Origin of the sequence: Vagococcus teuberi (genome assembly GCF_001870205.1) — a bacterium.
Classification (GTDB): domain Bacteria; phylum Bacillota; class Bacilli; order Lactobacillales; family Vagococcaceae; genus Vagococcus; species Vagococcus teuberi.
Window position 1 is genome coordinate 1,409,851 of sequence record NZ_CP017267.1, and the last position, 14,184, is coordinate 1,424,034.

16 protein-coding genes are annotated in these 14,184 nt (G+C 34.7%); 3 read left to right on the forward strand and 13 right to left on the reverse strand.

Translation table 11 applies throughout. The annotated features are described in order from the left end of the window. Positions 1–119: 119 nt before the first annotated feature. On the reverse strand, positions 120–704 hold the full coding sequence (locus BHY08_RS06795; protein ID WP_071457152.1) for a peptidylprolyl isomerase: 585 nt from the start codon (positions 702–704) through the stop codon (positions 120–122). A 20-nt stretch (positions 705–724) separates the two neighbouring features. Further along, positions 725–1,357, reverse strand: a complete 633-nt coding sequence (udk, locus tag BHY08_RS06800; RefSeq protein ID WP_071457153.1) for a uridine kinase — start codon at positions 1,355–1,357, stop codon at positions 725–727. Positions 1,358–1,534: 177 nt separating this feature from the next. On the opposite strand from udk, the gene BHY08_RS06805 reads away from it, so the two are divergent. Beyond that, on the forward strand, positions 1,535–2,176 hold the full coding sequence (locus BHY08_RS06805; protein WP_071457154.1) for an ABC transporter ATP-binding protein: 642 nt from the start codon (positions 1,535–1,537) through the stop codon (positions 2,174–2,176). Further along, a complete protein-coding gene (locus BHY08_RS06810; RefSeq protein ID WP_071457155.1) occupies positions 2,177–2,935 on the forward strand; it encodes an ABC transporter permease in 759 nt (252 codons plus the stop codon). A 40-nt stretch (positions 2,936–2,975) separates the two neighbouring features. Here BHY08_RS06810 and BHY08_RS06815 read toward each other — a convergent pair whose 3' ends face one another. From BHY08_RS06815 to opp3b, 5 genes are all read right to left on the reverse strand, one after another. Continuing rightward, entirely contained in the window at positions 2,976–3,533 is a 558-nt protein-coding gene (locus BHY08_RS06815) for a recombinase family protein (RefSeq protein WP_071457156.1), read from the reverse strand. 497 nt (positions 3,534–4,030) lie between these two features. Then, positions 4,031–4,978, reverse strand: coding sequence for an ABC transporter ATP-binding protein (locus BHY08_RS06820; RefSeq protein WP_071457157.1), 948 nt, complete (start codon positions 4,976–4,978; stop codon positions 4,031–4,033). Then, on the reverse strand, positions 4,975–6,030 hold the full coding sequence (locus BHY08_RS06825; protein ID WP_071457158.1) for an ABC transporter ATP-binding protein: 1,056 nt from the start codon (positions 6,028–6,030) through the stop codon (positions 4,975–4,977). The genes BHY08_RS06820 and BHY08_RS06825 overlap by 4 nt, the downstream gene beginning before the upstream one ends. Before the next feature lie 14 nt (positions 6,031–6,044). Beyond that, a complete protein-coding gene (opp3C, locus tag BHY08_RS06830; protein ID WP_071457159.1) occupies positions 6,045–7,073 on the reverse strand; it encodes an oligopeptide ABC transporter permease in 1,029 nt (342 codons plus the stop codon). Then, entirely contained in the window at positions 7,073–8,017 is a 945-nt protein-coding gene (opp3b, locus tag BHY08_RS06835) for an oligopeptide ABC transporter permease (protein ID WP_071457160.1), read from the reverse strand. The genes opp3C and opp3b overlap by 1 nt, the downstream gene beginning before the upstream one ends. A gap of 97 nt (positions 8,018–8,114) precedes the next feature. On the opposite strand from opp3b, the gene BHY08_RS06840 reads away from it, so the two are divergent. Next, positions 8,115–8,450, forward strand: a complete 336-nt coding sequence (locus BHY08_RS06840) for a DUF3899 domain-containing protein (protein ID WP_071457161.1) — start codon at positions 8,115–8,117, stop codon at positions 8,448–8,450. Positions 8,451–8,481: 31 nt separating this feature from the next. Here BHY08_RS06840 and BHY08_RS06845 read toward each other — a convergent pair whose 3' ends face one another. From BHY08_RS06845 to BHY08_RS06870, 6 genes are all read right to left on the reverse strand, one after another. Beyond that, a complete protein-coding gene (locus BHY08_RS06845) occupies positions 8,482–10,155 on the reverse strand; it encodes a peptide ABC transporter substrate-binding protein (RefSeq protein ID WP_071457162.1) in 1,674 nt (557 codons plus the stop codon). Between the two features lie 220 nt (positions 10,156–10,375). Next, entirely contained in the window at positions 10,376–10,753 is a 378-nt protein-coding gene (locus tag BHY08_RS06850; RefSeq protein ID WP_071457163.1) for a DUF956 family protein, read from the reverse strand. A gap of 90 nt (positions 10,754–10,843) precedes the next feature. Next, entirely contained in the window at positions 10,844–11,755 is a 912-nt protein-coding gene (locus BHY08_RS06855; protein WP_071457164.1) for a PTS system mannose/fructose/sorbose family transporter subunit IID, read from the reverse strand. Between the two features lie 18 nt (positions 11,756–11,773). Next, positions 11,774–12,592 (reverse strand): PTS mannose/fructose/sorbose transporter subunit IIC, encoded by an 819-nt coding sequence (locus BHY08_RS06860; protein WP_071457165.1) that lies wholly within the window; start codon positions 12,590–12,592, stop codon positions 11,774–11,776. 17 nt (positions 12,593–12,609) lie between these two features. After that, the gene (locus tag BHY08_RS06865; RefSeq protein ID WP_071457166.1) at positions 12,610–13,596 is read right to left on the reverse strand and encodes a mannose/fructose/sorbose PTS transporter subunit IIA; all 987 of its coding nucleotides are present in this window, start codon (positions 13,594–13,596) and stop codon (positions 12,610–12,612) included. 12 nt (positions 13,597–13,608) lie between these two features. Then, the gene (locus BHY08_RS06870; protein WP_071457167.1) at positions 13,609–14,127 is read right to left on the reverse strand and encodes a mannose/fructose/sorbose PTS transporter subunit IIB; all 519 of its coding nucleotides are present in this window, start codon (positions 14,125–14,127) and stop codon (positions 13,609–13,611) included. Between the last annotated feature and the right edge of the window lie 57 nt (positions 14,128–14,184).

Consider the following 14,184-nt stretch of genomic DNA (forward strand, 5'->3'; position numbering starts at 1 on the left):
TAAAAATAAAATAACTAAAAAAGATGATAAATGTGAGATTACTCTCACATTCATCATCTTACAAATTTCACTCATCAGTCCTATTTGACAAAGAGCCTAAATTAAGTGGACTTAAATTTTTATTCTTCTATTAAGACTTCATCAATCGTTACGTCGTGCATCGGTCTATCTTGTGAGTCGCGGCTAACACCAGCTATTTCATCTACAACATCCATACCCTCAATTACATGTCCGAATACAGTATGTCTGAAATCTAACCAAGGTGTACCACCATTATTGTATGCTTCAATAATTTCTTCTGGAAAGCCAGCACCTTCTAATTGAGATAACATATTAGATGGAACGTTTTTATTTTGAACGATAAAGAATTGGCTACCATTTGTGTTTGGGCCTGCATTTGCCATTGATAAAGCTCCTCTTAAGTTGAATACATCTTTAGAGAACTCATCTTCAAATTTTTCACCGTAGATGCTTTCGCCACCCATACCAGTTCCTGTTGGGTCCCCACCTTGAATCATAAAATCAGGAATAACACGATGGAAAATTACACCATTATAATATCCTTTTTTACTTAATTCAATAAAGTTCTTAACTGTTTTAGGGGCTTGTTCTGGGAATAAAGCGACTTTGATATCACCTCTATTTGTTTTAATTGTTGCTGTTACTTTAGCATTTTCTAAATCTAATTGTGGAAATGTTGTCATGTTAATTCCTCCTAATATTTCTATTTATCAAGTATACTTCTTACTTTTGTTGTTAACAAGTCAATTGCAACTTGATTTTTTCCGCCTTCTGGAACAATAATATCAGCATATTTTTTTGTTGGTTCAATAAACTGTTGATGCATTGGTTTAACAACACTTAAGTATTGTCCGATGACTGAATCAAGTGACCGTCCTCTATCATGCATATCACGTTTAATACGACGAATAATACGAATATCGTCTTCTGTATCAACATAGACTTTAATGTCCATCAAGTCCCTTAAACGTTCATCCTCTAAAATTAAAATACCTTCAAGTATGATAACTTCTTTTGGTTCTTGGTAGATTACTTCTTTACTACGAGTATGTGCCTCATAGTCATAAACTGGTTTTTCAATGGCTTTGTATTCCATCAAATCTTTTAAATGTTCGATTAACAACTCAGTATCAAAAGCAAATGGATGATCATAGTTAGTATTTAGTCGTTCTTCAAATGACAAATGGCTTTGATCTTTATAGTAAGAATCTTGCTCAAATAATAATATAGAATGATTTGGTAATGCTTTTAATATTGCACGACTGACACTTGTTTTACCACTTCCAGACCCACCAGTTACACCTATGACAATTGGTCTACCTTTTGTTGCTGTCATTAATATCCCCCGCTCGTTTTTTATTCCTTCTTTGATATCCTACTCTATAAGCGAAACGATTTCAACAGAAAGAAAATAATAAAAACAAAATGAATTAATTATCATACACTCATTTATATTAAATAGTAATAATTATAATGTTATACTATAATAAAGAAAATGAAAAAGGAGATTATTATGACAACTTTATTTAACTTGAAAAATATTTTTTATTCCGTACCAAATCAAACCATCCTCAACAATATCAATCTAACTATTGAAGCTGGAGATTTTATCACAATTAGTGGACCTTCTGGTAGCGGGAAAAGTACATTACTTAAAATACTTGCGTCAATGATTACTCCAACATCTGGAAGCTTAACCTATAAAGGAGAAACTCTAAAAAAAGAACAGATCACAGATTACAGAAAAGAAGTTTCCTATTTTTTTCAACAACCAACACTGTTTGATGAAACCGTTATGGATAATTTAAAGTTTCCTTTTGATATCAGACAAGCCGAATTTGATAAATCAAGAGTAACAAAACTGCTTAAGAGATTCAAACTTAACGAATCTTACCTTGATAAAAAGATTGTCGACCTTTCAGGAGGAGAAAAACAACGAATTGCTTTTGTAAGAAACTTAGTGTTTGAACCTGACGTTTTATTATTAGATGAAGTGACAAGTGCACTTGATGATGAAAATAAAGAAATCATTCAACAGTTCATCACAGAAGATTTAAAAGGCAAAACCATTATATGGGTGACTCATGATAATGGCGAATTTAAACTTGGAAAACGTCAGCTAAGTATTGTTGATGGAATTTTGGAGGAGAAATAGATGACAGACTTAAATATTTCAAATACGTCACTATTGTTAGCGAGTTTGTTAATCGTGGTTGCTTTAGTGATTGATTACAAAGAAAAACTCGGACTTGGAAAGGATATTTTTATTTCAGCTTTTAGAACCGTCGTGCAATTATTTATTATCGGATATGTATTAGGTTTTGTGTTTCAATTAGACAATATTCTTTTAACCTTAGTTATGGTAGCTTTTATCATTTTAAATGCGGCACACCATGCTGGAAAACGTGCGACTCATTTAGACAAAGCATTTCAAATTTCTTTAATCTCCATCGGATTTGGAACGATTTTATCTTTAGCCATTCTTTTCTTATCTGGCACTTTAAAATGGACGCCTTCACAAATTGTTCCCATCACCGGAATGATTGCGAGTAATGCGATGACGGCTGTCGGGGTTGGGTATCGTTCAATGGCAACCAAATTCGAAGATCAACGTCAACAAGTACAGGAAAAATTAGCTTTAGGAGCCACAGAGAAACAATCAACTTTACCTATTGTTAGAGAAAGCATTAAAGCCGCGATGTCTCCGAGTATAGACAGAGCAAAAACAGTTGGTCTTGTTAGTTTACCCGGTATGATGTCTGGTTTAATGTTTGCTGGTATTGATCCAACAACAGCGATTAGATATCAAATTGTCATCATGTTCATGTTGATTGCAACAACTGGTTTTTCAACGATGATAGCCAGCTACTTATCATATAAACAATACTTTAACGATTTATCTCAATTAAAATAAAAGAAAGACTAGCTAATTTTTCGTTAGCTAGTCTTTTGATTTATCTTTCTTGCACGTATTTATAGGCTGTTCCCAAAGAAATATTACATTCTTCAGCGATTTGTCTTAATGTGTAGCGATTATTATTGTATAAGAATCTGATTTGATCGATTGTTTCTTGAGAAATCTTTGGACGTCCACCCACACGACCTTTACGACGAGCTTCTTGTAAACCTTTAGTTGTTCTTTCTCTAATAATTAACTTTTCCATCTCAGCAATTTTTAATACCATTTCTAAGTAGGCAGCATCATCAATATCACTATATGCCTCACCTTTTTTAACAACAACTAATCCTATTCCTTTGTCTTTTAATTGACCCAAAAACTCAGCCAACTGAATCACAGATTTCCCTAAACATCTCAATTCATAAACGACTAATTGATCACCTGATCCAAGATTTTCCACTATTTCATTCAAAACTGTGTCACTTTGTGTAATTTCTTCATTTGTTTCTTTTTCAATAGAAACAGTTTCAATATTTAAACTGTTTAATCCATCAATTTGTTCCTTTACGTAATTTTCCTCACTAGAAGCATAAACATATCCTATTTTTTTCATAGCTCCTACCCCCTGTTATTTTTTTCTTGTAAAAATTTAATTCTATTTTATTTCTTGGCTATGTTCATACTATATCTCTTTTTTAAAAAACCCGCCATATCAAACTTTTCCTAACAATACGTAAAATCTGATAATTAATCATCTTTAAATGAAAATTCACAAAAATAGCATATTTTGTTATTTAAAAACCTCAAAAAATTCATATATATATGCAATTTATAAATTAAAAAATATATTTTTTTACATAATTAAAACCTTGACACACATTTCGTTTTTTATTTACTCTTTTAAAATAAGAATAAAAAATAAAAGAATTCTCAATTGTATCTAAATAAATTAAAAAGAAGGATTACATTATTATTAAATATTGCTCACTTATACAAGGGTTTTTAAAACTATATTTACTACAACAAATTCATAATATTTATAAAATATAGCAAAGTGACAGCTGAAAGTATAATTTTTTAAGCTACTCTCAGCTGTCACTTTGCTATATTTTATTTTTTTAGTTTTCTTAATTTCTCTTGATAGGTTGTTACGTCAGACGCACTACAATAGACATAATGCCCTGGTACAATTTCTCGTAATTCTAAATCAGTCGCCTCAGTATCTGTTGGATGATATGTTGTTCTTACTCTATGACGCTCATATTCTGGATCTGGTAATGGGATAGCTGAGAGTAAACTTTCAGTATATGGATGTAAACCATATTTATAAATTTCTTCCGCGCTACCTACTTCTACTAATTTTCCAAAATACATCACACCTATTCTATCGCTAATGTATTTTACCATTGATAAATCATGGGCGATAAATAAGTATGTCAATTTTTGTTGTTCTTGTAATTCCTGTAAAAGATTAACAACTTGCGCTTGAATTGATACATCAAGAGCTGAAATCGGCTCATCACAAATAATAAATTTTGGTTCCACTGCAAGGGCACGTGCGATACCAATACGCTGACGTTGTCCTCCTGAAAACTCATGAGGATAACGTGTGCCATGACTTGGATCAAGACCAACTAGTTTTAATAATTCATTGACTCGTTTATTTCGTTCTTCATCGTTTTTAGCTAGTTTATGAATATCAATTCCCTCAGCAATAATATCTCGTACTTTCATACGAGGATTTAAAGAGGCATAAGGATCTTGGTAAATCATCTGAACGTCACGACGGAATTTATTCATTCGATCACGACCCTTTATTGTCGTAATATCTTCACCATCGAAAATAATTTCGCCACCTGTTGTATTATACAAACGGATGATACTTCTTCCTGTTGTAGATTTCCCACAACCAGACTCACCTACTAAGCCAAATGTTTCGCCTTCGTTAATGTAGAAACTAATATCATTTACTGCTTTTACTTCGTCAGGACGACCGACATTAAAGTATTGTTTTAGATTTTTTACTTCTAAAAGTCTCGTTTTATTCGCTACTGTCATATAGGATCCTCCTTACGCAAACCTTTTTTGTATTCTTCTTGTCGTTTAACAATCTCTAATGGAGGTGTCACTTTTGGTGCGCCTGGTGCAAGTAACCAAGTTGCTGCATAATGAGTTGGCGACACTTCAAAAAATGGTGGAGCTTCAAGTTTATCAATTTCCATTGCATATTTATTTCTAGGATAGAAAGCATCCCCTGTTGGTGGATCCAATAAATCTGGTGGAGAGCCTGGGATGGCATATAGTTTTTCTTCTTTTGTTTCAAGTGTTGGCATCGAACTTAGTAACCCCCACGTATAAGGATGCTGTGGATTATAGAACACTTCATCTGAAGTCCCAATCTCCACAATTCGTCCTCCGTACATAACCGCGACTCTATCGGCAACATTTGCCACTACGCCTAAATCATGGGTAATAAAAATGATAGATGTTTGAATTTTCTTTTGAATGTCTTTCATCAATTCAATAATCTGAGCTTGAATGGTCACATCTAAAGCCGTTGTTGGCTCATCAGCTATCAGAATTTCTGGATAACATATCAAGGCAATTGCAATAACGATACGTTGTCGTTGCCCTCCTGAAAATTGGTGAGGATAGTTCTTTAAACGTTTTTCAGCATTCGGAATACCAACTAATTTAAGTAAATCTAGTGCTCGATCTAATGCTTCTTCTTTATTGATTTTTTTATGTTTTCTAAGTGACTCTGCTACTTGATTTCCGATATTCATTGTTGGGTCAAGAGATGTCATCGGATCCTGAAAAATCATCGCAATATCTTTTCCTCGAATAGATTGCATCTCTTTTTCCGTTTTATTTAGCAAGTTTTCACCTTTAAATAAAATATCTCCTTTAGTGATGTTGGCGTTATTCGCCAATAATCGCATAATCGCTCTTGATGTAACTGATTTACCAGAACCAGACTCACCAACAATAGCAAGTGTTTCGCCTTTATGTAAATCAAAGTTAACCCCACGAATCGCATGAACTTCACCAGCAAAAGTATCAAATGAAATATTTAAATCTTTTACTTCTAATATTTTCTCTACTGTCATTATGATTCCTCCTGTTAGTCGTTCATTTTCGGATCAAACGCATCACGTAACCCATCTGCTAACAGATTAAAACAAATCATGATAACAGACAGTGTGATTGCTGGCGCCCACATTAAATGAGGTAAAAATCTAAATGTTTTGTATCCTTCGTTAAGTAACGTTCCTAAAGAAGCTGTCGGTGGTGTTAAACCTAACCCGATAAAACTTAAAAAGGCTTCAAAGAAAATCGCTGACGGGATACTAAACATCATCTGAACAATAATTACCCCGGAAATATTTGGTAACACGTGTTTAAACGCAATTTTAGATTGTTTTTCTCCTAAAGTTGTCGCTGCCAAAACATATTCTTGGTCTTTGATTTTAAGTGTCTGAGCTCTGACAATACGAGCCATTGTAATCCAACCCGTTATAATCATTGCTAAAATAATGGATAACATCCCTGGTTTAAAAATCATTAACATTAAAATCATCACAACTAAGTTTGGTATACCAGATAAAATCTCTAATATACGCTGCATGACGGTATCGACTCGTCCGCCCTTCATCCCCGATATCAGTCCGTAAATAACACCGAACGTTAAATCAAGAAAGGCTGCAGTCAAGGCAATAATTAAAGACATACGTGTCCCCATCAATAAACGAGATAACTCATCACGTCCTAAACCATCTGTCCCTAAAATAAAATACTCACCTTCTGGAACTTTAGCTTGTTCGTATTTATCTACTCTATTACCACCCACAATAGCTGTTCCATTAAATCCATTAATTGATACCCCAGGAATTTTTGGTGGCAAGTTAATGTATTGTGGGTTTTGTTTAGTTGGATTGTGTGGCGTAATCCAAATTGACCCAAACGCTACAATTGCGACAATCACTAATAAAATCATCGACACAACCGCCGCTTTATTTTTCTTTAATCGTCTCCATGAATCTTGCATGAAGTTTAGTGATGGGGCACTTATCTTTTCTCTTTCTAAATCTTTTGAAGGGGGTAATGGTTTAAACAAGTCTTTTGGTATATCTTTAACATTTATTTTTTCCATTAGTCTTTTCCTCCTTCTGATACTCGAATTCTTGGGTCAACAACACCATATAATAAGTCGACAATTAAGATCACTACGACTAACATTGTTGAAAATAGAATCGTTACAGCCATGATTGTTGGGTAGTCATTTGTCATAATTGATTTTACAAACTGCTCACCAATTCCTGGTATCGCAAAAATATTCTCAACTACTAGTGATCCTGTCATCAGTGAAACGGCTAATGGCCCTAAGAGTGTGATTAATGGAATTAAACTATTTCTTAATCCATGTCTAAATACTACTTGCATACGACTTAACCCTTTAGCTTTTGCTAATTCAATGTAATCACTGCTTAATACTTCTACCATCTCTGTTCTGATAAATCTTGCCGAGTCAGCCAGTGGAGACATTGCTAAGGCAAGTGTCGGTAAAATCGTAGAGGCAAATCCTTGATCCCATTTGGCAATTGGTAACACGCCTAATTTAATTGCAAACACGTATTGTAATAACACGGCAAAGACGAAGTTCGGTATCGATCGGCCGAGTATTGCTATCAAGGTGGCGATAGTATCTACCCACGTGTTTTGCCGCATCGCAGCAATTGCTCCTAGTAGAATCCCAACTAGCGTCCCGAAAATAATCGCTTGAGCACCAAGCTGAACAGATGGTCCCACACGTTCTTTCAAAAGTTTTGAAACAGGTTGGTTTTTAAATTGAAATGACGTTCCAAAATCGCCTTTAACTACATTTGTCATATAAATACCGTACTGTTCAATGACTGGTTTATCTAAACCAGCTTGTTTATCCAATATTTCTTTTTGTTCAGGGGATAGTTTTTCTTGATTAGCATATGGTGATCCTGGTAATAATTTCATTAAAAAGAATGTAATGGTAATAATTAACCATAATGTTAATAGCATGTATCCTACCCGCTTAAGAAAGTACTTAGCAAAATTCCCCATTTAGTTTCCTCCTATAAGTAATTAAAAACACATTGACTTTTACTTTTAACTTCACTTAAAATAATATTTATTATACCTTTTCAAGAAAGTGGTCATTATGTCTAAAAAAATGATTATCAGTTTACTTATTTGTTACCTTATTGTTCCAGTTTTTAAGCTTATTACTGGCCAACCTATTACAAAAATAGCCTTATCTAACGGGTATTTTATACTCTCTTTAGGCTTTTTGATTGTTGCTGGAATTATTATTGTCTTCTCATCTGGCTTTTTCGACCGATGCCAAGAACAAATGCATCAGTTATTCCATCGTAGAAAAAATAGAGAAAAGGAAGAGTTCACTCCCTTTTCTACGACATTTTCATTTTCTCCAGTTTACTGGTTAATAGTAGGTGTCATCCTAGTAGCTAGTAGCTTACTACTAATAATAATCTAACTAACTTAGCTTAATGATATAAATCATTAAGCTATTTTACTTTATAAGCCCATTTATAGTCATAACGAGCTCCAGCTGGATGAACCACGACATTTTTAATTTTTGGTGATCTTAAATGAGCTTCTGCAGATTGGATTAATGGAATCATTCCCATATCTTCCATGATGATATTTTCTGCATCAACCATATCTTGCCAACGTTTTTCAGGGTCAGAAACATTTGTTACACTTGCAGACTCGATTTTTTTATCATATTCAGCGTTTGAGTATTTCCCTCTATTATATGAACTTCCCGTAACAAACAAATCAACGAAACTACTTGGATCAGCATAATCTGCTACCCAACCACCATATACTGTACTAAAGTCACCACTGTTTGAACGTTCTAGACGAACAGCAAATGGTACTGGACTTAATTCAACTGTTAGACCATCTAACTCATCTTCAAGTGACCCCTTAATAAATTCAGTTGCTTTTTTAGTTGAATCATCATCAGAAGATAAGATGTTGATTTCAAATTTATCTTTACCTAATTCTTTTTTCGCTTTTTCCCAATAATCTTTGGCTTTTGTTGCATCATAGCCCACTTTATTTTTTGTTTCTTCAGAGAAGTCTTTTTTACTACTTGGTCCCTCAGCAACATCTGTTGGAACTAAACCTGTAGCGGCAACAGAACCATCTGATAAAATTTGTGTCGCTAATGCCTCACGATTAATTGAGTAAGCAACAGCTTTTCTAAAGTTCTCATTTTTAAATGGTGAGTCTTTATCAGCTTGATTTAATTCTAAATAACGAACACCTGCTTCTTTATCAGTGACAAAATCTTCGCTGTTTGCCATTTGTTGTGCTAATTCACCATTTAGTTTAATATCTTCAACTTGTCCATCTTCATAAAGACTTAGACTGGTTGCATCAGATTTAACAACACTTACTTTAATCTTATCTAATTTCACGTTGTCTTTATCCCAATAAGTATCATTTTTTTCGTATGCCCACTCTGTATCAGTACCAGGTCCATCAAACTCAGCTAAAACAAACGGCCCATTATATACAGCATTCTCACTATTTGCTGCGTATTTATCCCCATATTTTTCTACAATATCTTGACGTTGTGGCAAGAATGTTGAAAATGATAATAGTTTTTCGAAATAAGGTGTTGGTTTTTCCAAGGTAATCTCTAGCTCATAATCACCAACTGCTTTAATTCCTAATTCACTTTTATCCTTTTTACCAGCAGTGATCGCTTCAGCATTTTTCACTGCACCATGAAGGTAAGCATATTCAGACTGTGTTTTGGGATCAACTGTACGTTGCCAACCATAAACATAATCTTTCGCCGTAACAGGCTCGCCATCAGACCATTTAGACTCTTCACGTAATTTTACTTTATATGTTAGACCATCTTCACTGATTTCCACTTTTTCTTTTGCACCAGCTGGTTCAAGTTCTTGTTTATCATTTAAACGGTAAATCCCTTCATATACGTTATTTAACGCAACGGAACTAATAACATCCGTACTTAATGATAAATCAGCTGTTGGCATTTCTTGTGGCACGTTAACCGTAAAAACTTGTTCATCTGCTAATTCTTCTGTACCTCCTGAAGTGTTTTTACTACTAGTATCATTTTTTGCTGTATTATTACCACAGGCTACAAGAGTTAGTACTGTTGCAGACATCAGTAAATACTTTATTTTCTTTTTCATTTAATGCTCCTCCTTTTAATTAGAAATAAATTAGAATAATCTAATAATATAATGAATATAATATATGATTGAGATGATAAAATCAATCATATTTCAAATTTATTTTCATAAAAGGATTGATTTTTGTTGAAGTAACATTAAAAATACGTTTAAATCAATAGTTTGGGAAATAAAAAAACTTTCGAGGAAACGAGTTGATACTCATTTTTTCGAAAGTTTGTCATTTATTCTTTTTAAATGTTGATTTTATTCCACGTTTTACGACATCCATAAAACTTAATGAATGAACCATTTTTTCAGGATCAACATACTCTCTTACAGCTCGTAATACAACTTTTGGTTTTTTTGATGAAAAGGTATACGTGCCATTTTTCTTCGTTTGAATAGCATATCGCGGAATCCATTTCCCTTTAAACATAACCGAAGCCACAACATAGTCGACTTCTTCCCAAGGTATTTGGATAAATTTTCTTGGATCACGACCATGATAAAACTCGAACCCTTTATCACCTATCATAATTTCACCGTAATCTGTTAATCCTGTATAAGCAGTTGCATCAATTACTAAATCAATTTTTGTGTTTAAAGACTGTACCACATTCTCACGTCCTTTTTACTATCATATCATTTTTAATCCAAAGAACAAATCTCTAAATAAAAAGAGAGGTCAAAAGTTGACCTCTGCCTTTTATAGTAAGCCGATGACGTGTCCTAAAATACCAACGATGAATAAACCGATGATGATAACAATTGGACTAACTTTTTTCTTAAGTAACCACATACAGAAGAATGTTAATAATAATGGTGCTAAACCTGGGATTAATTGATCCAAGTTATTTTGTAATGTTGTGACTTTAATATCACTTAACGCACGACCAGAAGCAACTTCTTCAAACGCTTGTTTCACACCAGCCATACCATTTGGAAGATTTGCCCAGTCAACATAGGCTCCTTTATCTAATGGTACTTTAGAAACAATTGGTTTAAAATCAATGGATACCCATCTTTCCACCAGTGCTGCCAGAACAAACATCCCTAAAATAGAAGCACCTTTTGTCACGTCTTGCAATAACCCACCTGATAAATCATCAGTGATTTTAGATCCTGCACGGTAACCAAATTCTTGTGTGTACCACATGAATCCCCAACGAATAAGGTTCCATGCTACGAAGAAAATAATTGGCCCTAAAATACTTCCACCCATTGCTAGAGAAGCTCCAAGTGCTCCTAACATAGGACGTAAGGTAAACCAGAATACTGGATCTCCAACACCGGCAAGAGGTCCCATCATCCCAACTTTAACCCCTTGGATAGCCACATCATCAATATCCGAACCATTGGCACGCTCTTCTTCTAAGGCAAGTGTTACTCCTAAAATAGGAGAAGCAATGTATGGATGTGTATTAAAGAATTCCAAGTGACGTTTTAACGCTTCAGATTGCTCTTCTTTTGTTTTGTATAATTTTTTAATAGCTGGAATCATTGAGAATACCCAACCACCATTTTGCATACGTTCATAGTTCCAAGAGCCTTGGATAAATGTTGAACGCCACGCAACGGTCATACGATCTTTTTTCGATAATTCTATCTTTTCTGCCATTTTTTCTTTCCTCCTATATTAGTAATCGTTTAAAATATCGCCTAGTGGATCACCTGTGTTGCTTCCACCACCAGAATTTGATGAACCACCCATTTTAGACAAGTTAATGTAGATTAATGCAAAGGCAACACCTAATGCTCCTAATCCCATTAATGTGATATCTGAAATAGCGGCAATCACAAATCCCATTGCAAAGAATGGCCATACTTCTTTTGTTGCCATCATGTTAATAACCATTGCATACCCAACAGCTACTACCATTCCCCCACCAATTGCCATACCTTCTGTTAACCAAGCTGGCATTGATTCTAAAAAGTGTTGTACTGTTTCAGCTGGAATAAATAAAAGTGCTGCTGCTGGAATGGCAATACGAATCCCTTGCATGCAAACAGCCATGATGTGCAAACGCTCAATTTTACCCATATTTCCTTCTTCAGCTGCGCTATCCATCATATGAACGATTGGTACAGCAAGTGTACGAACGATCATTGTTAAGAATAAGCCAGCAACTGCTAATGGAATAGCTACTGCGATTGAGGATGATACAGCATCTTTAACTGAAATTGATTGTGCTCCTAAAGCTTTAACTAAAATAATTGCTGATGCTACTGAAGCTAGAGCCGCGTCTGGTGCTACTGCTGCCCCAATGTTTGCCCAACCTAGAGCGATCATTTGTAGTGATCCTCCTAAAAGAATCCCTGCTTCTAAGTGTCCTGATACTAATCCGATTAACGTACAGGCAATTAATGGTTGGTGAAATTGAAACTCATCTAAAATCCCTTCCATTCCTGCAAAAAAGGCTACTATAATAATTAAAATAATTGATAATACAGACATGATATCCCTCCTATAATTTATTTAGCTAAATCTGTTTTAGCTTTTTTAAGCAACTCATCCATATTTGCTTTTGAATCATTTGGTACTTTACGTACGTCAAACTTCACACCATCTGCTTTTAACTGTTCAAACGCTTCTACGTCTTCTTGTCCCATTGAAAGAACTTTATTCACAACAACTTTTCCAACAGAGTGAGCTAGAGATCCAACGTTTACTTCATCAATCTTCACACCACCATCAATCACACGAACAACGTCTGCTGGATTTTCAAATAATAATAACGCACGTGTCCCACCAAAACGAGGGTCTTTTGCGATTTCTATCATTTTGCTTACTGGAATAACGTTAGCCTTAACCCCTGGAGGAGCTGCTTGCTCAATTAATTTCTTACGTAAGTCATCTTTTGCCACTGAATCTGACACAACGATGATACGTGTTGGGTTAGTTGCTTTTGTCCATGCTGTTGCGACTTGACCATGTAATAAACGAGAGTCAATACGAGCCAACACAAACTTAATTTTTCCATCACCTATCACTGTTCCTGGTGGGATTGAGCCCATTTGTGCTTCAGGTTGTGCTACTTCTTTTTTCTCTTCTTCTGGTTCAAGTTCTTCTGGACGAACTTTGATTCCATCTTTACCAGTTGTGACAATTTGTGACGCAATTTTATGAGCACTTTCTTCAGATAATCTCATTGCGTACGCTTCAATCAACATTGGTAAGTTTAATCCACTAACAATAGCCCAATTATCTTTGTGCTCTTCAAACAATGTGTTTGCTTGATTGAAAGGTGTGCCTCCCCATAAATCAACTAGGAAAAGAACCTCATCTTGTTGATCAAACGTTTCAATTGCCTCAACAATTTTTTTCTTAACATCTTCTGGACCTTCACTTGGCATTAATGTAACAGCTTTAACATTTTCTTGTTCGCCAAAAATCATTGAACCAGATTGTAAGATTCCTTTAGCAAACTCACCATGACTTGCTAAAATAATTCCAACCATACTTTTGACCTCCTATTGTATCGCTTTCTTTTTGTCGTTTTTTGTTTGATTCTTTTTAAGTAATTGAATCAAACCCACAGGACTATCAGAAACAACTTTCCTAATCTCGATTGACACGCCTCTGCCATCTAGATAACAAAAAGCATCCTCATCAACCTCATCAACAGCTACAGCATTAGTTAACATGTATTTTCCTTTTTGATAACTCATGCCGCCAACATTCACACTATCAATAATGACACCAGCTTCTACCACTCGTTTAACGTCTGTTGGATTAGTAAATAATAGCATCGCTTTAATCGAATTATTAAACCGCGGATCATGATAAACTTCTATCATTTTTGCAACTGGTATAACATTGACAACAATGTTGGGTGGAGCTGCTTGAATTAGCAACGTTTTTCTGAGTGAATCCTGCGCTACATCATCACTGACAACTAGAATACGATTTATTTTTGAATGTTTTGTCCAGACTGTAGCTACCTGTCCATGAATTAACCTGTCATCGATACGAACTAAACGAATATCCATATGATGCTCCCTTCTTCATACTAAACATTCCATTAAATATATAAGCAATTAATGTGC

Coding starts and splice junctions, on each gene's coding strand:
- BHY08_RS06845 (WP_071457162.1), bottom strand. CDS start 10,155: ATGAAAAAGAAAATAAAGTATTTACTGATGTCTGCAACAGTACTAACT.
- BHY08_RS06810 (WP_071457155.1), top strand. CDS start 2,177: ATGACAGACTTAAATATTTCAAATACGTCACTATTGTTAGCGAGTTTG.
- BHY08_RS06820 (WP_071457157.1), bottom strand. CDS start 4,978: ATGACAGTAGCGAATAAAACGAGACTTTTAGAAGTAAAAAATCTAAAA.
- BHY08_RS06815 (WP_071457156.1), bottom strand. CDS start 3,533: ATGAAAAAAATAGGATATGTTTATGCTTCTAGTGAGGAAAATTACGTA.
- opp3C (WP_071457159.1), bottom strand. CDS start 7,073: ATGGAAAAAATAAATGTTAAAGATATACCAAAAGACTTGTTTAAACCA.
- BHY08_RS06840 (WP_071457161.1), top strand. CDS start 8,115: ATGTCTAAAAAAATGATTATCAGTTTACTTATTTGTTACCTTATTGTT.
- BHY08_RS06870 (WP_071457167.1), bottom strand. CDS start 14,127: ATGGATATTCGTTTAGTTCGTATCGATGACAGGTTAATTCATGGACAG.
- BHY08_RS06855 (WP_071457164.1), bottom strand. CDS start 11,755: ATGGCAGAAAAGATAGAATTATCGAAAAAAGATCGTATGACCGTTGCG.
- udk (WP_071457153.1), bottom strand. CDS start 1,357: ATGACAGCAACAAAAGGTAGACCAATTGTCATAGGTGTAACTGGTGGG.
- BHY08_RS06825 (WP_071457158.1), bottom strand. CDS start 6,030: ATGACAGTAGAGAAAATATTAGAAGTAAAAGATTTAAATATTTCATTT.
- BHY08_RS06805 (WP_071457154.1), top strand. CDS start 1,535: ATGACAACTTTATTTAACTTGAAAAATATTTTTTATTCCGTACCAAAT.
- opp3b (WP_071457160.1), bottom strand. CDS start 8,017: ATGGGGAATTTTGCTAAGTACTTTCTTAAGCGGGTAGGATACATGCTA.
- BHY08_RS06865 (WP_071457166.1), bottom strand. CDS start 13,596: ATGGTTGGAATTATTTTAGCAAGTCATGGTGAGTTTGCTAAAGGAATC.
- BHY08_RS06860 (WP_071457165.1), bottom strand. CDS start 12,592: ATGTCTGTATTATCAATTATTTTAATTATTATAGTAGCCTTTTTTGCA.
- BHY08_RS06795 (WP_071457152.1), bottom strand. CDS start 704: ATGACAACATTTCCACAATTAGATTTAGAAAATGCTAAAGTAACAGCA.